This window comes from Pseudochrobactrum sp. B5, from assembly GCF_001939785.1.
GTDB lineage: Bacteria > Pseudomonadota > Alphaproteobacteria > Rhizobiales > Rhizobiaceae > Pseudochrobactrum > Pseudochrobactrum saccharolyticum.
Map to the genome: position 1 here is coordinate 31132 of NZ_MOYL01000008.1, position 16246 is coordinate 47377.

Annotated in this window: 20 protein-coding genes; all 20 read left to right on the forward strand. The window is 63.1% G+C overall.

The window, feature by feature from the left end; all coding sequences use genetic code 11:
* The first annotated feature begins 56 nt into the window (after positions 1-56).
* The 20 genes from BKD14_RS17815 to trbK-alt all read left to right on the forward strand — a co-directional run bounded on the left by BKD14_RS17815 (position 57) and on the right by trbK-alt (position 16244).
* Positions 57-332 (forward strand): DUF2285 domain-containing protein, encoded by a 276-nt coding sequence (locus BKD14_RS17815; protein ID WP_075657516.1) that lies wholly within the window; start codon positions 57-59, stop codon positions 330-332.
* A gap of 128 nt (positions 333-460) precedes the next feature.
* Positions 461-793: a DUF6499 domain-containing protein gene (locus tag BKD14_RS19610; RefSeq protein ID WP_245293683.1), complete on the forward strand. Its 333-nt coding sequence runs from the start codon at positions 461-463 to the stop codon at positions 791-793.
* Positions 723-1226: a DUF2285 domain-containing protein gene (locus BKD14_RS17825; RefSeq protein WP_075657517.1), complete on the forward strand. Its 504-nt coding sequence runs from the start codon at positions 723-725 to the stop codon at positions 1224-1226. The genes BKD14_RS19610 and BKD14_RS17825 overlap by 71 nt, the downstream gene beginning before the upstream one ends.
* 136 nt (positions 1227-1362) lie before the next feature.
* Positions 1363-1644 carry a helix-turn-helix domain-containing protein gene (locus BKD14_RS17830; RefSeq protein WP_075657543.1) on the forward strand — a complete coding sequence of 94 codons (282 nt, stop codon included), beginning with the start codon at positions 1363-1365 and terminating at the stop codon, positions 1642-1644.
* Positions 1645-1663: 19 nt separating this feature from the next.
* Positions 1664-2809 carry a replication initiator protein A gene (locus tag BKD14_RS17835; protein WP_075657518.1) on the forward strand — a complete coding sequence of 382 codons (1146 nt, stop codon included), beginning with the start codon at positions 1664-1666 and terminating at the stop codon, positions 2807-2809.
* On the forward strand, positions 2806-3459 hold the full coding sequence (gene parA / locus BKD14_RS17840) for a ParA family partition ATPase (protein ID WP_035746336.1): 654 nt from the start codon (positions 2806-2808) through the stop codon (positions 3457-3459). Before BKD14_RS17835 ends, parA begins: the two co-directional genes overlap by 4 nt.
* The gene (locus BKD14_RS17845) at positions 3456-3710 is read left to right on the forward strand and encodes a hypothetical protein (RefSeq protein ID WP_009450548.1); all 255 of its coding nucleotides are present in this window, start codon (positions 3456-3458) and stop codon (positions 3708-3710) included. Before parA ends, BKD14_RS17845 begins: the two co-directional genes overlap by 4 nt.
* Positions 3707-4225 carry a DUF2840 domain-containing protein gene (locus BKD14_RS17850; RefSeq protein WP_075657519.1) on the forward strand — a complete coding sequence of 173 codons (519 nt, stop codon included), beginning with the start codon at positions 3707-3709 and terminating at the stop codon, positions 4223-4225. The genes BKD14_RS17845 and BKD14_RS17850 overlap by 4 nt, the downstream gene beginning before the upstream one ends.
* A complete protein-coding gene (locus tag BKD14_RS17855; RefSeq protein ID WP_075657544.1) occupies positions 4222-4767 on the forward strand; it encodes a S26 family signal peptidase in 546 nt (181 codons plus the stop codon). The genes BKD14_RS17850 and BKD14_RS17855 overlap by 4 nt, the downstream gene beginning before the upstream one ends.
* A gap of 35 nt (positions 4768-4802) precedes the next feature.
* On the forward strand, positions 4803-5138 hold the full coding sequence (locus BKD14_RS17860; protein ID WP_009450545.1) for a DUF736 domain-containing protein: 336 nt from the start codon (positions 4803-4805) through the stop codon (positions 5136-5138).
* A gap of 61 nt (positions 5139-5199) precedes the next feature.
* The gene (locus BKD14_RS17865; RefSeq protein WP_245293684.1) at positions 5200-5853 is read left to right on the forward strand and encodes a lytic transglycosylase domain-containing protein; all 654 of its coding nucleotides are present in this window, start codon (positions 5200-5202) and stop codon (positions 5851-5853) included.
* A gap of 1153 nt (positions 5854-7006) precedes the next feature.
* Positions 7007-8239, forward strand: coding sequence for a DUF3363 domain-containing protein (locus tag BKD14_RS19615; RefSeq protein ID WP_280949124.1), 1233 nt, complete (start codon positions 7007-7009; stop codon positions 8237-8239).
* Between the two features lie 186 nt (positions 8240-8425).
* Entirely contained in the window at positions 8426-10414 is a 1989-nt protein-coding gene (locus tag BKD14_RS17880) for a conjugal transfer protein TraG (RefSeq protein ID WP_075657522.1), read from the forward strand.
* Positions 10415-10428: 14 nt separating this feature from the next.
* Positions 10429-10890, forward strand: coding sequence for a CopG family transcriptional regulator (locus BKD14_RS17885; protein ID WP_075657523.1), 462 nt, complete (start codon positions 10429-10431; stop codon positions 10888-10890).
* Positions 10891-11036: 146 nt separating this feature from the next.
* Positions 11037-12029: a P-type conjugative transfer ATPase TrbB gene (gene trbB, locus BKD14_RS17890; RefSeq protein WP_075657545.1), complete on the forward strand. Its 993-nt coding sequence runs from the start codon at positions 11037-11039 to the stop codon at positions 12027-12029.
* Positions 12026-12358 carry a TrbC/VirB2 family protein gene (locus tag BKD14_RS17895; RefSeq protein ID WP_075657524.1) on the forward strand — a complete coding sequence of 111 codons (333 nt, stop codon included), beginning with the start codon at positions 12026-12028 and terminating at the stop codon, positions 12356-12358. Before trbB ends, BKD14_RS17895 begins: the two co-directional genes overlap by 4 nt.
* Complete coding sequence (locus BKD14_RS17900) at positions 12358-12639, forward strand: VirB3 family type IV secretion system protein (protein ID WP_009450537.1); 282 nt, start codon at positions 12358-12360, stop codon at positions 12637-12639. The genes BKD14_RS17895 and BKD14_RS17900 overlap by 1 nt, the downstream gene beginning before the upstream one ends.
* Before the next feature lie 10 nt (positions 12640-12649).
* On the forward strand, positions 12650-15157 hold the full coding sequence (gene trbE, locus BKD14_RS17905) for a conjugal transfer protein TrbE (RefSeq protein WP_075657525.1): 2508 nt from the start codon (positions 12650-12652) through the stop codon (positions 15155-15157).
* Positions 15154-15936: a P-type conjugative transfer protein TrbJ gene (trbJ, locus tag BKD14_RS17910; RefSeq protein ID WP_010336163.1), complete on the forward strand. Its 783-nt coding sequence runs from the start codon at positions 15154-15156 to the stop codon at positions 15934-15936. The genes trbE and trbJ overlap by 4 nt, the downstream gene beginning before the upstream one ends.
* A gap of 20 nt (positions 15937-15956) precedes the next feature.
* On the forward strand, positions 15957-16244 hold the full coding sequence (gene trbK-alt / locus BKD14_RS17915; RefSeq protein ID WP_075657526.1) for a putative entry exclusion protein TrbK-alt: 288 nt from the start codon (positions 15957-15959) through the stop codon (positions 16242-16244).
* The last annotated feature ends 2 nt before the right edge of the window (positions 16245-16246 follow it).

The following is a 16246-nucleotide window of genomic DNA, read 5'->3' on the forward strand; positions in this document are numbered from 1 at the left end:
CGCCGGCGGCATCATCAATCCGCCGCGGCGGCCTGTGCCCTGCGGCGGCCCTCGACATGACATCCGCAGTCATCCCCTTTGACGACATCGCGCCTGTCGGCGACGAGCTGACCGAATATGATCGCGCGCACGTCAAACTCTACATGCGGCTGCTTGATGCTGACGCCGATGGTGCGGAATGGACCGAAGCCGTCAACATTCTGTTCGGTATCGACCCCGCCCTGGAACCAGTGCGCGCCCGGCAGGTCCATGACAGCCATCTGGCCCGCGCGCGCTGGATGACACAGAGCGGCTATCGTCAGCTGCTGCGTCAGCCGACAGATCGGACCTGACCTCGCCGCCGTCGCACCAGTGATGCCCTGAGAGCATCACCCCATGTCTTCGTTCCGGCTTCCATCTCGGTAGAGGCGCCGCAATTCTTTCACGCTCCACCTGTGCAGTTTCAACCAGGAGCGGAGCAATGAAGCCGGATACATCCCGCTGGCGAGACCAGGACCAGTATGAATTCTACGATGCGCTGCCCGTTGAGGGCGTCGCCTGGGAATGCCTGCGCCGTAACGCCTCCTATCAAGCCAGTTTCGATGATCTTGTAGCACAAGGCACCGGGCATCTTCCCTTTGCGGATGATGTCCAACATCGCTGGGGGTTACGATTTCCCGGCAGACCCCGGCTCTTCCGCGCTCGACCAACCGGTCATCTGGTCGCCTGTTGCCAATCCGGACATGCTGCTGCTCGGGGCAGCGCCCGATTTTCTTCCGCCTTCTCCGTCCGCCTTATCGGTAGATCTTGCTGATGCCATCTGCGGACCAGAGGGGACATATGGTGTCTGCGACGCCAGAGACGGCGTTCAATATCTGATCCTCGCCGACACCGATGCCAATTCGCAGCCGGCGATCATTCTGCCACTTGACGAAAATCTGCCGGATCGGCTCGAAGCCATTCTCAGGCTCTGGCACATGCTGGCCGGGAAACCCGCGCGCCGCGACCCCAGGATGACGCCGTATCAGCGCCGGCGGTTCCGCCTGATGATGCAAGCCGCCGACGGAAACGCCAACCACGCGACTTATCGTGAGATTGCCATCGCCATCTATGGAGAGGCGCGCGTTCGGGCCGAACCGTGGAAGACATCGGCTTTGCGCGCCTCTGTCATCGCCCTTGTCCGATCTGCCGCCGCGCTGATCGACGGCGGTTATCAGGACCTTTTGCGCCATCGTCGCAAACCCTGACACTGACGTCTGATCGAGGGTGAGGATTCTACCCCTTCGATCTTCCTCATCCCCCATGCCGCCGCGCCTTCGCCACCGTGCGCATGTCATGCCGTTGATCGTCAGCGGCATCCTGCACAACCACGGAGGCCACCCCATGCGACCTGATCTCGCCGCCTTGCCGCCACGCTATCTGCGCACCAAGGAAGCCGCCGATTTCCTCAGTCTGTCCGCGCGCACGATGGAAAAGCACAGAACCTACGGAACGGGACCTGCCTATCACAAGCTCGGCGGCCGCGTTGTCTATTCGGTCGAGGATCTCGCAGCCTGGGTTGCGCGCGGATCGGTTACCTCCACGTCGGACCCACGCGGACAAGTTCTCCCGGCGAAACCTATGCCGCCGACCGCATTCACCTCGCCCAAGCGCATCACGCGCTGAACACGGCGGTCAGCCCCTGATGGCAGCGCAGCACCCATCCGCCTCGGAACGCGGGCAACTCGATCTGTTTCGGGCGCTTCCCGGGGAATTCGCACCACGAGACGCGCAGGATCTCATGGCCTATCCTTTCTTTTCCCTTTCCAAATCGCACCGTATCCGCCCGATTGACTTTGCCTTGGGCAACGTCTCGATCCGTGTCGAAGCTGTTCCCGATCACGGTATGGCGACGATCTGGGACGCCGATATACTGATCTGGGCGGCCAGCCAGATCGTGGAAGCGCGGGACGCCGGTCTGCGCACGTCGCGCCTGATGGCGGCAACGCCTTATGAAATCCTGACATTCACAGGGCGCGGAACTTCCCTGAGGGACTATCAGCGTCTGAAAGCGGCGCTGGATCGCCTGCAATCGACCACGGTTGCGACCTCGATCCGTCAGCGCGCGAACGGACGGCGGCATCGCTTTTCGTGGATCAACGAATGGCATGAGCGGACCGATGCCAATGGCCGCCCGGACGGCATCGAGATGATCGTGCCCGACTGGTTCTACAGTGCGGTTCTGGATGACGCCCTGATCCTCACCATCGACCGGGCCTACTTCAATCTGACCGGCGGGCTGGATCGCTGGCTCTATCGCTTGGTGCGCAAGCATGGTGGGCGGCAGAAAAACGGTTGGCGGTTCGACTTCCGTCACCTGCACCAGAAATCGGGAAGTCTGTCGCCGTTCAAGCGCTTCGCCTTCGAGCTGCGCGACACTATCCGCCGCCAGCCACTGCCCGGCTACACCCTGTTCGCCGAGGTCGAAACCGGCGGCCGGATGCTGCTCGCTTTCGAGCCTGTTTCGGCCTGTGGAAAACCTGTGGATAGCCTCGTGCTATCGGGAACCCGGACTATCGTGCCATCAGGAACCGGCGGCTCGTGCTATCGGGAACCCAAACACCGCTTATCCTTCGGTAACAAAAGCGAAAATCGCGCCCTTAACTTAGAGTCTAACACAGAATCTAACTTTGAAGAGCGGCGGCGCGATGTGGAAAAGCTCATCGCGAAGGCAAGCGCGACGCTGAAATCGGGTGCCCGCAAAGGCAAGTTGACACCTCCAAAGCAGGGATCGCCCGCGTCAACAAACACGCCTGAACTACCTCTTGGCAAGCCGGGAGGACAGCGATGATCGTCGCTCTCCTCAATCAGAAAGGCGGTGTCGGAAAAACCACGTTGGCGCTGCATCTCGCCGGTGCGTGGGCTGCGGAAGGCAAACGCGTCATCCTGATCGACGCCGATCCGCAAGGCTCCGCACTCGACTGGTCGCAGCGGCGTGGCCATGAAGGGCTGCCAAGGCTGTTCAGTGTCATCGGCCTGGCCCGCGATACGCTGCACCGGGAAGCGCCGGAGCTGGCGCGTGACGCCGACCATGTCGTCATCGATGGTCCGCCCCGTGTCGCTGGTCTGATGCGCTCAGCGCTGCTTGCAGCCGATCTGGTGCTGGTCCCGGTGCAGCCATCTCCTTTCGACGGCTGGGCCTCCGCCGAGATGCTGGCGCTTCTGAACGAAGCACGCATCTATCGTCCTGAACTGGCCGCCCGTTTTCTGCTGAACCGATGCGCTGCGCGCACCGTCATCGCCCGCGAAACGGCTGAGACACTGGCGGACCAAGATCCGCCCTTGCTGGCCACGACCATCGGCCAGCGCGTCGCCTTTGCTGAAGCCGCACAAACTGGGCGACTGGTCTCAGAGACCGATGGCGGCGAACGGGCTGCACAGGAGGTCACAGCGCTGGTGGCCGAGATCGATAGCCTCGGGATCGGGAGGATTGTGCGATGACACGTCCACCCGCCAAATCCGGCTTCGCATCGCGTCCGGGTAATCCCGATAGCTGGGTCAGGGCCGCCGATGCGCCGGCAACCGGAAAGATGGCTGCCGAGGCTTTTACCGCCCGCCTGACCATCGACATCACACCCGAACTGCGCGGGCGCATCAAGGTCGCCGCTTTCCGGCGCGGCGTCACCGTCGCCGTGATGCTGCGCGAGCTGCTGGGCCGCGAGTTTCCACCCACCGAAGGAGACCGGCCATGACCGGCAAAACCGAGCGTGGTGCGCATGAACATCCGCTGGCGGACGGTCCAGCGCCCTTCACCACACTTGTCGAACTGGCCTTCCAGAAGCGGAAGGTTGAGCACTGGATACGCTTCGGCCACAAGAGCTTTGAGCAGATCATCGACCGCCGCCGCAGTCTCGTCGGCTTCGCACCCGAAAGCATCTTCGCCTTCGTCCGCTGGGCCTCCAACGACTACGGCACCATCGTTTCGCGGCTCGACATCCTGCGCGCTGTCGGGCGTGGCGAGCCGTTCCAGACCGTGCCCTTCGTCCGCCCCGGCGGCGAGATCCTGCTGCGTATTGATGGCTGGCCAAAGGTGCAGCAAGCGCTGGCCGCCATCGACGCCGTGGACGCGCTTGGCGTCGATCCTGCGGATGCTGCGCCGGACCATTGGCGGCACGTCCACAACCGCATGATCGCCGGTCAGGACCCCACCCCCTACACGCCGGAACGCCATGCCGCATGGGTCAGCCGCCGGAGGATCGCACCATGAGCCGCCGTCATATCCTCGCCGTGTCCATGTTGGCCGTCGGTACGCTTGTCGCCACGGCCGTTGCCGATCCGCCAACCAGGCTGATCTGGAATGCGACCGCCAGCGCGCCCATCGGCTTCTACACAGTTGTTCCTGCCGATGTGGTCGAAGTTCCTGAACTCGTCGTCATCGCGCCGCCCGAACCGCTGGAGCGGTTCATGGTCGAGCGCGGCTATATCGGGCGGGACGTGCCGATGCTGAAACGCGTCCTCGGCTTGCCGGGACAGCGCGTCTGCCGCAACGGTGCGACGATCACCGTCGATAACGTCGAGATGGGCGATGCACTGGAGCGCGACCGGATGGGACGCGATCTGCCGGTCTGGCAGGGCTGCCGCATCATCCGCGACGGCGAACTCTTCCTCATGAATTGGGAAATCCGGGACAGCCTCGACGGCCGTTACTTCGGACCTGTTCCCGCCAGTTCCGTCATCGGCCGGGCGCTTCCGCTCTGGACCGATGAGGAAGGCGATGGCCGCTACGAATGGCGGGCGGTCACGCATTGAACCCACGCCAAACCCACCAACACAGGAGACATACCATGCCACAGATCGGTCAATTTGCGCGTGACGCATCCGGCTTCGCCGGTCAGCTCGTCACGCTCACCATGAAGCGCGATCTCGTCATCGTGCCCGCTGAACATTCCGATGCGGAGAATGCGCCGGACTATCGCGTCCATTACATTGAGCATGACGGTCCCGAGGTCGGTGCTGCATGGAAACGCACCGGCGAAAAGGCTGGCGAATATCTCTCGGTGCTGCTCGACGATCCGGCCTTACCGCACCCGATCCGCGCCAACCTGTTCCGCGACGACGATGCAGGCTCGTCATGGTCGCTGCACTGGAGCCGCCCGCGGCCCCGCGAAGATCGCGACTGAGATCATGCGATCGCGCACCTTTCTTCTCTTCACGGCCCTGCTGTCGGCTGGCAGCGGCTCGATGCCGGCCATGGCGCAGGTCACGCTGCAACCTGCGCCTGTCACCGCGCATCCCCATGCTGCGTTCATTGCCGAGGCGTCACAGCGTTTCGGCATTCCAGAGCACTGGATTCGAGCCGTGCTGCGCGTGGAAAGCGCGGGCGATGTGCGCGCAATTTCATCGGCGGGCGCGATGGGACTGATGCAGGTCATGCCCGATACCTGGGCGGGCCTGCGCCGCCGCCATGGTCTCGGGCGCGACCCTTACGATCCGCGCGATAACATCCTCGCAGGCACGGCGTATCTGCGCGAGATGTGGAACCGCTACGGCAATGTTGCGGCCATGCTTGCCGCCTACAATGCCGGACCCGGTCGCTATGACGAGCATCTGGCGACGGGCCGCGTTTTGCCCGCAGAAACGCGCGCCTATGTCGCCACGCTCGCGCCGCTTCTTGGGCATGCGACTGCGCCCGATGTGCCGACAATCGTGCCGCCACCACCACCGGATTGGCGCGAAGCCCCGCTCTTCGTTGCGCAATCCGGCGGCATTTCAGCGGCGGCCAATCAGCCGTCGGGCGACATCCAGGCAACCGTTTCTCTGCGCGATCCCGCCGTTCAGGAACCGCAGGACAGCGGCATATTCGTGGCCCTTGCGGGCGATGGCGACAAGCCATGAGCATGGCGTTTTCGCGCTCGTTCGGTCCATTTGCGGTGTGCAGTCAGGCTTGGGGGCGCCTGGCAGCATTCCCGGCAGGAAGGGCAAAAAGGGAAGGAAAGGCGGAGGGCAAGATAAAGGAAACCGGCACCCTGTCGGGGCGGTTTCTGGGCAAGCCCTTGTCTGCACACTGTTTTGGGACGCGGGGCACGGCACCATGCTTTTGGGTTTCGCGTGCCGCGATTTGGCGCAAAGCCTTGGCTTCGCTGGGTTTTGACCGGCACTCTAACCGAATATCGGCCGATTTTCCGCCGTCGCGGCTTCGGATGCGTCGATGAGTGGCGACGACGAGAACCGCTTTCGCCCGAAGCCTGGGCGCATCAGGTCGGACGTGCCGAAGGCGGGCAAGGCGAAGAGCTTTCTGACGCAGGCGAAGAAGCTGGCGCGTCAGCATAGCAACAGCCCCGGCAGATCATCTTCATTCGCATCATGGACATCCTCGTCGTCTTCATCTGGTTCTGCCGGAAAGAGCGGGAAGGCGTCGCAGGCTGGCAAAGGTCCGGGCGTCAAGCGTGGTCGTGGTGCGGCCTTTGTTCGCGCCCGAACCCTGTCGAGCGGCTGGCGTCACAGTACGGCTGGCGCGCGTCGCGTCGTCGTCAAAACCCGATACGTTCAGAGCGCGGGGAAGAATGGCAAAGGTGCTGCCCATCTGCGCTACATCCAACGCGACGGAACATCGCGTGATGGCGAGCGTGGTCAGCTTTATTCCGCCACCGACGATCGTGCCGATGGAGATGCCTTCCTTGATCGCGGCAAGGATGATCGTCACCAGTTCCGCTTTATCGTTTCCCCCGAAGATGCCGCCGATCTTTCCGACCTCACCGAACACACCCGCGACCTGATGAACCGCATCGAGGCCGACCTTGGCACGAAACTCGATTGGGTGGCGGTCAATCACCACAATACCGGCCATCCCCATGTCCATGTCATCGTTCGGGGCAAGGACGATCTGGGCGAGAATCTGGTCATCAATGGCGATTATCTCGCCAATGGAATTCGTGAGCGGGCGAGCGAACTGACCACGCTGGAACTCGGTCCCGTGACCGAGATCGAGCAGAGCCGTAAGCTGTCTGCCGAAATCGATCAGGACCGTTTCACCCGGATCGACCGGGCAATGACCGAAGAGGCCGACGAACGGTTCCTCGATCTGCGCCATGAACCGGCCGATGCACGCCGCCAGTTCAACCGCACGCTTCGTCTGCGCCGTCTCGCCAAGCTGGAAAAGATGGGGCTGGCCACCGAACACGCACCCGGCGTCTGGGAGCTTGGCGCGAAGATGGAACCGGCGCTGCGTGAACTGGGTGAGCGCGGTGACATCATCCGTAACATGCAAGAGGCGCTGAAGGCCGATGGGCAGGAACGTGATCCGATGACCTTCCAGCTTCACGATGCCGCACCCGCGGCACCCATCACCGGCCGCGTCGTCGACAAATATCTGACCGATGAGATGGGTGAAAAGCTGACCCTCGTGGTCGACGGGATCGACGGGCGCACGCACCATCTTCCCGGCATTGATCCGGCCCGCGTCGAAGATGCCCGGATCGGCAGCATCGTGGAAGTCGGTCCCGCCGATACAGCACAACGTCCCTCTGATCGCACCATCGCTGCGATCTCGGAAAATGGTATCTACCGACCGAGCCGCCACCTCGAACAGGCGAAGTTCGAGGGACGTGTGCCGGGTGGCGACTATGAGGGCTATGTCGATGCCCATGTCCGGCGATTGGAGTCGCTACGCCGGGCCGGGATTGCCGAGCGGATCGACGCCGACCAGTGGCGCATCCCGGAAGACTTCGAGAGCCGCGCCACCGCCTATGATGCCGGTCGCAACCGGCAAGCCAGCATCCGTGTCGTCTCGACCTTCGATCTGGAAAAGCAGATCGGCGCCGATGGCGCGACCTGGTTGGACCGGCGATTGGTCACACCGGACGCCTCTGACCTTACCCCGGCAGGGTTCGGCCAGCAGGTGCGCGAGGCTATGGACCAGCGGCGTGAACACCATATCGCACAGGGCGATGCCACGCGGCAGCAGAATGGACGCATCCTCTATCGGCGCAACCTGCTCGCCAATCTGCGAGAAAGGGAAGTGGCCCGCGTCGGTGCGGAAATGGCCAGCAGCAAAGGCTTGCCGTTCCGGGCGGTTGCCGATGGCGAAAATATCAGCGGCAAGTTCACCGGGACCGCACATCTATCGAGCGGCAAGTTCGCCATTGTCGAAAAGAGCCACGAGTTCACTCTTGTCCCATGGCGGCCAGTGATCGACCGCCAGCTCGGCCGTGAGGTGATGGGCGTCGTGCAGGGTGGATCGGTATCCTGGCAGTTAGGACGGACACGAGGGCTGGGGATCTGAGCCTTCGCTGCTCTGGTGCCGCGTGAATTGTTCTGGAAATGTCGACATCTGGACGACTCTTGCGCGAACCTGTCCGATGTGCCGCCGATGATATCCGGCAGCGCTGCGGCTCGGCCTTTCCTGTTGCGACTTTCGAAAACGCCTATTCTCTGATCGGCTCCGACTCTTTTGTCGATTGGAGCTTATATGCGTGGAGGCCGAATACTCTGGGGCCAGATCATTGTCGTGTTCACCATTGTCCTGGTGATGGTCTGGACTTCGACACAATGGGTGGCCTTTCGCCTTGGCTTTCAGCCCCAGCTCGGGACTCCATGGTTCGATGTCGCGGGATGGCCGATCTATTATCCTCCGGCCTTCTTCTGGTGGTGGTTTTCCTTCGACGCCTATGCGCCTGGTATTTTCACCGAGGGCGCGTTCATCGCCACGTCCGGGGCGTTGTTCGCTATCGCCGCCGCCTTTTTCATGTCGATCATCCGGGCGCGCGAGGCGCGCAACGTCGCCACCTATGGTTCGGCCCGATGGGCCGAGGACAAGGAAATCCATGCTGCCGGATTGCTCGGCCCCGATGGCGTGGTCCTGGGAAGACACAGCAAGGACTATCTACGACATGACGGACCTGAGCATGTTCTTTGCTTCGCGCCCACCCGATCGGGCAAGGGGGTCGGTCTCGTGGTGCCGACGCTGCTGACCTGGCCGGGAAGCTGCATCGTCCATGACATCAAGGGGGAGAACTGGAATCTGACGGCAGGCTTCCGGTCCTGCCATGGCCGCGTCCTGCTGTTCGATCCGACCAATGTGCATTCCGCAGCTTACAACCCGCTGCTGGAAGTCCGTCAGGGGGAATGGGAAGTCCGCGATGTGCAGAACATCGCGGACATTCTGGTCGATCCCGAAGGCAGCCTCGACAAGCGTAACCATTGGGAAAAGACCAGCCATTCGCTACTGGTCGGCGCCATCCTGCATGTCCTCTATGCCGAGAAGGACAAGACGCTGGCCGGCGTCGCGAGTTTTCTGTCCGATCCCCGCCGACCGGTCGAGGCAACCTTGCGCGCCATGATGGACACGCCGCATCTGGGTGAAGCCGGTGTGCATCCCGTCATCGCCTCGTCGGCACGCGAGCTGCTGAACAAGTCCGAGAACGAACGCTCCGGCGTGCTGTCCACGGCGATGTCCTTTCTCGGCCTCTACCGGGATCCGGTCGTGGCCCGCGTGACGGCCCGCTGCGACTGGCGCATTGCTGACCTGGTCGGAGCAAAAGAACCTGTCAGCCTCTACCTCGTCGTACCGCCCTCGGACATCAATCGCACAAAACCGCTGATCCGCCTTATCCTCAATCAGGTCGGGCGGCGGCTGACCGAGGAACTGGAAACCTCCGGCAAGCGCCATCGCCTGCTGTTGATGCTGGACGAGTTTCCCGCGCTCGGACGGCTGGATTTCTTTGAATCGGCACTGGCCTTCATGGCCGGCTACGGCCTGAAAGCATTCCTGATTGCGCAGTCGCTCAACCAGATCGAACGGGCCTACGGGCAGAACAACGCCATTCTCGACAACTGCCATGTGCGTGTCGCCTTTGCTGCCAATGATGAACGCACCGCCAAGCGGATCAGCGACGCGCTCGGCACGGCGACAGAAATGCGCGATTCCACCAACTATGCCGGTCATCGCCTCGCGCCCTGGCTCGGGCATCTCATGGTTTCACGGCAGGAAACGGCGCGGCCGCTCCTGACACCGGGCGAGATCATGCAGCTTCCGCCAACCGACGAGATCGTCATGGTAGCGGGTGTGCCGCCCATCCGCGCCGCCAAGGCGCGCTACTATGCCGATGCCCGGTTTCAGGAACGGGTGTTGCCGCTGCCCGATCTAAAAAAGCAGTCGGTGAAAATGGCAACATCTGCACCAGACGACTGGGCGAGCCGTGTTGTTACGCCCGCGGCTGGCCACGAACCCGCGTCGAACACGTCCGACGACGATCCTGCCAATGCCGGTATCCGGCGTGAGCCGGAGCTTCCCGAGCATGAGGAAATCATCCCGCCACCACCGCCGCCATCGCAGGAGTTCGACTTTCTCGATGATGAGCCCGACGTCGATGCCGCCAAGGCCCGCGCCATGCGCGAGCGGATGCGCATGGTCGCGCGGCAGGCATCACTTGACCCCAATGACGGTATCGACATTTGAGAAGGAAGACAGGCATGACGAGCCGCACCCGCATGAATGTCTACTTCTCCCCGGATCTGCTGAAGCAGGTCGAAGGCCTGGCGCTGCGTCGCAATGTTTCAAAATCCGCAGTGATCGAGGCTGCGGTAGCATCCTTCCTGTCCGGTGACACGACCGAACGGCTGGAAGCCGCAATGTCGCGACGCCTGGATAAGCTTGGCCGCCAGTTCGATATGCTGGACGAAGATGTCGCCATCCTCGGCGAGACGCTTTCGCTGTTCGTACAATTCTGGCTCACCATGACGCCGCCGCTGTCAGATAGCGCGAAACAATCGGCGCGCATCAAGGGCAACGAGCGCTTCGAAGGCTTCATGCAGACGCTGGGCAAGCGCCTGGCTTCCGGCGACAGATTCCTGAAAGAGTTGTCGCGGGATATGGATTCGCTTCACGATCTTTCGTCACAAGGCCAGTCCGAAGCGGGTGGAAACCAGCTCTGAACTTTCGATCCATCCTATTTGCCGCCCCGCGCCGCCGATGCCCGCACACGCGTAAACATCTGTTGAAACGGCCCTAAATCAGGTTCTTTTAATCGACCCCAATCCGGGGTCCGTCTTTTGCGCGTCCCGCCATGAATGGGGCCGCCATGACCGCATCACATCAGAAACCCGAGACGATTGCGCGTGGTGCGCGGATGTTGCGCACCGCACTCGGGGCATCGATTGCTCGCTTTCTGGAAGATCCAGCTGTGGTCGAGGTGATGCTGAATCCCGATGGCCGCATCTGGGTGGATCGGCTCTCCGAAGGTCTGGCCGATACGGGGGAGAGGCTGTCGGCGGCCGATGGCGAGCGGATCGTCAGGCTGGTCGCTCATCATGTTGGCGTCGAAGTTCATACCCGAAGTCCGCGGGTCTCGGCCGAACTGCCTGAGACCGGAGAGCGTTTCGAGGGCCTGCTGCCGCCGGTGGTCGCAGCACCCGCTTTCGCCATACGCAAGCCCGCCGTCGCGGTGTTTACGCTCGACGACTATGTAAGCGCCGGAATTATGACCAGCGCTCAGGCCGAGGTGTTGCGCCTGAACGTCGCCACGCGCGCCAATATCCTTGTCGCGGGCGGCACCTCGACCGGAAAAACCACGCTGACCAACGCGCTGCTGGCAGAAGTCGCCAAGACTTCGGATCGCGTCGTGATCATTGAAGACACGCGCGAACTGCAATGCGCCGCGCCCAATCTCGTCGCCATGCGCACCAAGGATGGCGTGGCGACGCTCTCCGATCTGGTGCGCTCCTCGCTGCGCCTGCGTCCTGATCGCATCCCGGTCGGGGAGGTGCGCGGGTCCGAAGCCCTCGATCTGCTCAAAGCCTGGGGGACGGGACATCCCGGCGGGATCGGCACCATCCATGCCGGTTCCGGCATTGGTGCGCTGCGCCGCCTCGAACAGCTCATCCAGGAAGCCGTCATCACCGTCCCGCGGGCCCTGATCGCCGAGACCATCGACCTTGTCGCCGTTCTTGCCGGACGTGGATCGTCCCGCCGCCTGGTCGAACTCGCCCGCGTCGATGGGCTGGGACCGGACGGCGACTACGCCATCACGCATCCCATCACTTTGGCCACCACCTCGAAAGGGAACCCTTCATGATCCGCACGATTTCACGCGGCTGCCGCATCATGGCAACCGCCGCTGCCAATGTTTCCATCAGTCTGATGCTGGCGCCTGCCGCACACGCCTCCGGCTCCTCCATGCCCTGGGAGGCCCCGCTTCAGTCGATCCTCCAGTCGATCGAGGGGCCTGTCGCCAAGATCATCGCCGTCATCGTCATCATCGCCACCGGCCTGGCGCTGGCCTTCGGCGATACCTCCGGCGGCTTCCGCCGCCTGATCCAGATCGTCTTCGGCCTGTCCATCGCCTTCGCCGCGTCGAGCTTCTTCCTGTCGTTCTTCTCGTTCGGCGGCGGGGCGCTCATCTGATGGCGGGCGGGTTTGAACAGCTCGATGCGGTGCCGGGCTTCTCCATCCCGGTTCACCGGGCGCTGACCGAGCATATCCTGCTCGGCGGTGCACCGCGTTCGATTGCCATCGTCAACGGCACGCTGGCCGGCGCCGTCGGCCTCGGCCTTCGTCTCTGGCTGGTTGGCATCGCCATCTGGGCGGTCGGTCATTTCCTCGCGGTATGGGCTGCCAAACGCGATCCGCTTTTTGTCGAGGTGGGCCGTAGGCATCTGCGCATACCCGGTCATCTGTCGGTGTGAGGGCGCAGCCATGATGAACCTCACCGAATATCGCCGTACCGCTACCCGCCTCGCGGATTTCCTGCCCTGGGCCGCGCTGGTTGGCTCGGGCGTCGTGCTGAACAAGGACGGCAGTTTCCAGAGGACTGCGAAGTTTCGCGGGCCGGATCTGGATTCCGCTGTTGCCGCCGAACTGGTCGCGGTCGCCGGGCGTATCAACAACGCCGTGCGCCGCCTCGGCTCCGGCTGGTCGATCTTTGTTGAGGCACAACGAAGCGAAGCCGCGACCTATCCCGGCAGCCAATTTCCTGATCCGGCCTCCGCTCTGGTCGATGCCGAGCGCAAAGCTGCCTTCGAGGAAGCGGGCACGCATTTCGTGTCAGGCTACTTCCTGACCTTCCTCTGGCTGCCACCCGCCGAAGATGCGGCTCGCGCCGAGACCTGGCTCTACGAGGGCCGTGAGCAATCCGGCGTCAATCCATGGGAGCTGATGCGCGGCTTCATCGACCGCACCGACCGCGTGCTGGCGCTGCTCGACGGCTTCATGCCCGAATGCCACTGGATCGATGACGCGGGCACGCTGACCTATCTCCATTCCACGATTTCCACGAACCGCCATCGTGTCCGCGTGCCCGAAGTGCCCATGCACCTCGATGCGCTGCTGGCCGATCAGCCGCTGACTGGCGGGCTGGAACCGCGCCTTGGTGACAAGCATCTGCGCGTCCTGACCATTATCGGCTTTCCGACAGCGACCACGCCCGGCCTGCTCGACGAGATGAACCGGCTCGCGTTCCCGTATCGCTGGTCCACCCGCGCCATCCTGATGGACAAGACGGACGCGACGAAACTCCTCACCAAAATCCGCCGTCAATGGTTCGCCAAGAGAAAATCCATCGCCGCGATCCTCAAGGAGGTGATGACCAACGAGCAATCGGCGCTGGTGGACACCGATGCGTCCAACAAGGCGCTCGATGCCGACATGGCCTTGCAGGAACTGGGCGCTGACGTCGCCGGCATGGCCTATGTCACAGCAACCGTCACCGTCTGGGACGCCGATCCCCGTATCGCCGACGAGAAGCTGCGTCTGGTCGAGAAGATCATTCAGGGCCGTGACTTCACGGCTATGCCGGAAACCGTCAATGCCGTCGATGCCTGGCTAGGCTCGATCCCCGGACATGCCTACGCCAATGTCCGGCAGCCGCCGATCTCGACGCTCAACCTTGCCCACATGATCCCTCTATCGGCCGTGTGGGCGGGGCCGGAACGGAACGAACATCTCGGAGCGCCCCCCTTGCTATACGGCAAGACCGAAGGTTCGACTCCGTTCCGGCTTTCCCTTCATGTCGGCGATGTGGGCCATACCCTCGTCGTCGGCCCGACCGGCGCGGGCAAGTCCGTGCTGCTGGCGCTGTTGGCGTTGCAATTTCGCCGCTATGATCGCAGCCAGATTTTCGCTTTCGATTTCGGCGGCTCGATCAGGGCATCAGCGCTCGCCATGGGCGGCGACTGGCACGATCTGGGCGGTGGGCTGACCGAAGGGGACGAGGCGTCCGTTTCCCTGCAACCGCTGGCGTGGATCGATGACGCTTATGAACGGTCATGGGCCGCCGACTGGATCGCCGCGATCCTGATGCGCGAGGGCGTGACCATCACGCCGGAGGTGAAGGAACACATCTGGACGGCGCTGACATCGCTGGCATCCGCCCCGGCGGGGGAACGGACCATCACCGGCCTTGCCGTGCTGCTGCAATCCAACGATCTGAAACAGGCGTTGCGCCCTTACTGCATTGGCGGCGCCTATGGCCGGTTGCTCGACGCCGAGGCCGAACATCTCGGCCATGCCGATGTGCAAGCCTTCGAGATCGAAGGACTGGTGGGCACGGGCGCTGCGCCGGCTGTGCTGGCCTATCTGTTCCACCGGATCGGCGACCGGCTCGATGGTAGGCCGACGCTGCTCATCATCGACGAAGGCTGGCTGGCGCTCGATGATGAGGGGTTCGCCAACCAGCTCCGCGAATGGCTGAAGACACTCAGGAAGAAGAACGCTTCCGTCATCTTCGCCACGCAGTCGCTCTCGGACATTGACGGCAGCAATATCGCGCCCGCCATCATCGAAAGCTGCCCGACGCGGCTGCTTCTCCCGAATGAACGCGCCATCGAGCCGCAGATCACGGCAATCTACCGCCGCTTCGGCCTCAATGACCGGCAAATCGAGATCCTCGCGCGGGCCACGCCCAAGCGGGACTATTACTGCCAATCGCGGCGCGGCAATCGCCTGTTCGAGCTTGGCCTCAGCGAAGTCGGTCTCGCGCTCTGCGCCGCATCATCCAAATCCGATCAGACCCGTATCGCCGAACTCGTCTCCGAGCATGGGCAGGACGGTTTTCTCGCGGCCTGGCTGCGCGATCGCGGCGTCGAATGGGCCGTCGATCTGATCCCGAACCTTACCAATCTTGTCGAACGGACAGAGCCTGCTCGGCCGGTCGCGCCAGATCAAATCCATCCAGATGACAGCCAAGAAAAGGAGCCCCTGCCATGATCCGTATCCCCGTTTCCCGATATGTCAGTGCATCCGTGCTGGCGCTGACGCTCGCCATGCCTGTTGCACTGTCGCCCATGCTGACAAGCCCCGCTCACGCTTTTGGCTTCGGCCGCATCGTCTATGATCCGACCAACTATGCGCAGAACCTTCTGACCGCCGCCCGTACGCTGGAGCAGATCAACCACCAGATCACCTCGCTTCAGAATGAAGCGCAGATGCTCATCAATCAGGCGAAGAATCTCGCCAGTCTGCCATATTCCTCGCTCCAGACTTTGCAGCAGAACGTCCAGCGCACGCAGCAGCTTCTGGCCCAGGCGCAGAACATTGCCTTCGACGTGCAGAACGTCGATCAAATGTTCCAACAGAAATACGGCAAGGTTTCGCTATCCGCGACCGACGCCCAGCTCGTCGCCGATGCACGGTCCCGTTGGCAGAATACGGTTGGCGGCTTGCAGGACGCCATGCGCGTGCAGGCCGGTGTCGTCGGAAATATTGACACCAATCGCGCCGAGATGTCCGCCCTTGTCGGGCAGAGCCAGAACGCCACCGGCGCGTTGCAGGCCACACAGGCGGGCAATCAGCTTCTCGCGCTCCAGTCGCAGCAGCTTTCAGATCTGATCGCCCTGATGTCGGCCAATGGCCGCTCGGAGGCGCTGATCGAAGCCGAGCGCGCCACCGCCGCCGAACAGGGCCGCATCCAGCGCGAGCGTTTCCTGACGCCGGGATCGGGCTATCAGCCCGGCAATGCCCGGATGTTCGGCAACGGCAACAACTGACCGGACAGGAGCGGCGCGACATGGACGGCAAGATGCTGGCCCGGCTGGGCGCGATCATATTCGTGGCCATCGCCATCACCGCGACGGTGATCGAAATGACACGCGAGGACGAACCAGCACAGCCCCGTGCGACGCCGGCGCTTCAGACACCTGCCGATCCGCTGCGCCAGAGCCTGCGCCACTGCCAGCAGTTAGGCGAGGCCGCCGTGAACGATCCCGGCTGCCTCGCCACCTGGGCCGAGAACCGCGACCGGTTCCTCGGCGGGACGCCGGTGCCCGCCGCTCCGCATCAGAACGGGGGACAGTGAAC

Excerpts from the sequence above, each read along its gene's own strand:
- BKD14_RS17815 (WP_075657516.1), top strand. The coding sequence starts at position 57 with ATGACATCCGCAGTCATCCCCTTTGACGACATCGCGCCTGTCGGCGAC.
- BKD14_RS19610 (WP_245293683.1), top strand. The coding sequence starts at position 461 with ATGAAGCCGGATACATCCCGCTGGCGAGACCAGGACCAGTATGAATTC.
- BKD14_RS17825 (WP_075657517.1), top strand. The coding sequence starts at position 723 with ATGCTGCTGCTCGGGGCAGCGCCCGATTTTCTTCCGCCTTCTCCGTCC.
- BKD14_RS17830 (WP_075657543.1), top strand. The coding sequence starts at position 1,363 with ATGCGACCTGATCTCGCCGCCTTGCCGCCACGCTATCTGCGCACCAAG.
- BKD14_RS17835 (WP_075657518.1), top strand. The coding sequence starts at position 1,664 with ATGGCAGCGCAGCACCCATCCGCCTCGGAACGCGGGCAACTCGATCTG.
- parA (WP_035746336.1), top strand. The coding sequence starts at position 2,806 with ATGATCGTCGCTCTCCTCAATCAGAAAGGCGGTGTCGGAAAAACCACG.
- BKD14_RS17845 (WP_009450548.1), top strand. The coding sequence starts at position 3,456 with ATGACACGTCCACCCGCCAAATCCGGCTTCGCATCGCGTCCGGGTAAT.
- BKD14_RS17850 (WP_075657519.1), top strand. The coding sequence starts at position 3,707 with ATGACCGGCAAAACCGAGCGTGGTGCGCATGAACATCCGCTGGCGGAC.
- BKD14_RS17855 (WP_075657544.1), top strand. The coding sequence starts at position 4,222 with ATGAGCCGCCGTCATATCCTCGCCGTGTCCATGTTGGCCGTCGGTACG.
- BKD14_RS17860 (WP_009450545.1), top strand. The coding sequence starts at position 4,803 with ATGCCACAGATCGGTCAATTTGCGCGTGACGCATCCGGCTTCGCCGGT.
- BKD14_RS17865 (WP_245293684.1), top strand. The coding sequence starts at position 5,200 with ATGCCGGCCATGGCGCAGGTCACGCTGCAACCTGCGCCTGTCACCGCG.
- BKD14_RS19615 (WP_280949124.1), top strand. The coding sequence starts at position 7,007 with ATGACCGAAGAGGCCGACGAACGGTTCCTCGATCTGCGCCATGAACCG.
- BKD14_RS17880 (WP_075657522.1), top strand. The coding sequence starts at position 8,426 with ATGCGTGGAGGCCGAATACTCTGGGGCCAGATCATTGTCGTGTTCACC.
- BKD14_RS17885 (WP_075657523.1), top strand. The coding sequence starts at position 10,429 with ATGACGAGCCGCACCCGCATGAATGTCTACTTCTCCCCGGATCTGCTG.
- trbB (WP_075657545.1), top strand. The coding sequence starts at position 11,037 with ATGACCGCATCACATCAGAAACCCGAGACGATTGCGCGTGGTGCGCGG.
- BKD14_RS17895 (WP_075657524.1), top strand. The coding sequence starts at position 12,026 with ATGATCCGCACGATTTCACGCGGCTGCCGCATCATGGCAACCGCCGCT.
- BKD14_RS17900 (WP_009450537.1), top strand. The coding sequence starts at position 12,358 with ATGGCGGGCGGGTTTGAACAGCTCGATGCGGTGCCGGGCTTCTCCATC.
- trbE (WP_075657525.1), top strand. The coding sequence starts at position 12,650 with ATGATGAACCTCACCGAATATCGCCGTACCGCTACCCGCCTCGCGGAT.
- trbJ (WP_010336163.1), top strand. The coding sequence starts at position 15,154 with ATGATCCGTATCCCCGTTTCCCGATATGTCAGTGCATCCGTGCTGGCG.
- trbK-alt (WP_075657526.1), top strand. The coding sequence starts at position 15,957 with ATGGACGGCAAGATGCTGGCCCGGCTGGGCGCGATCATATTCGTGGCC.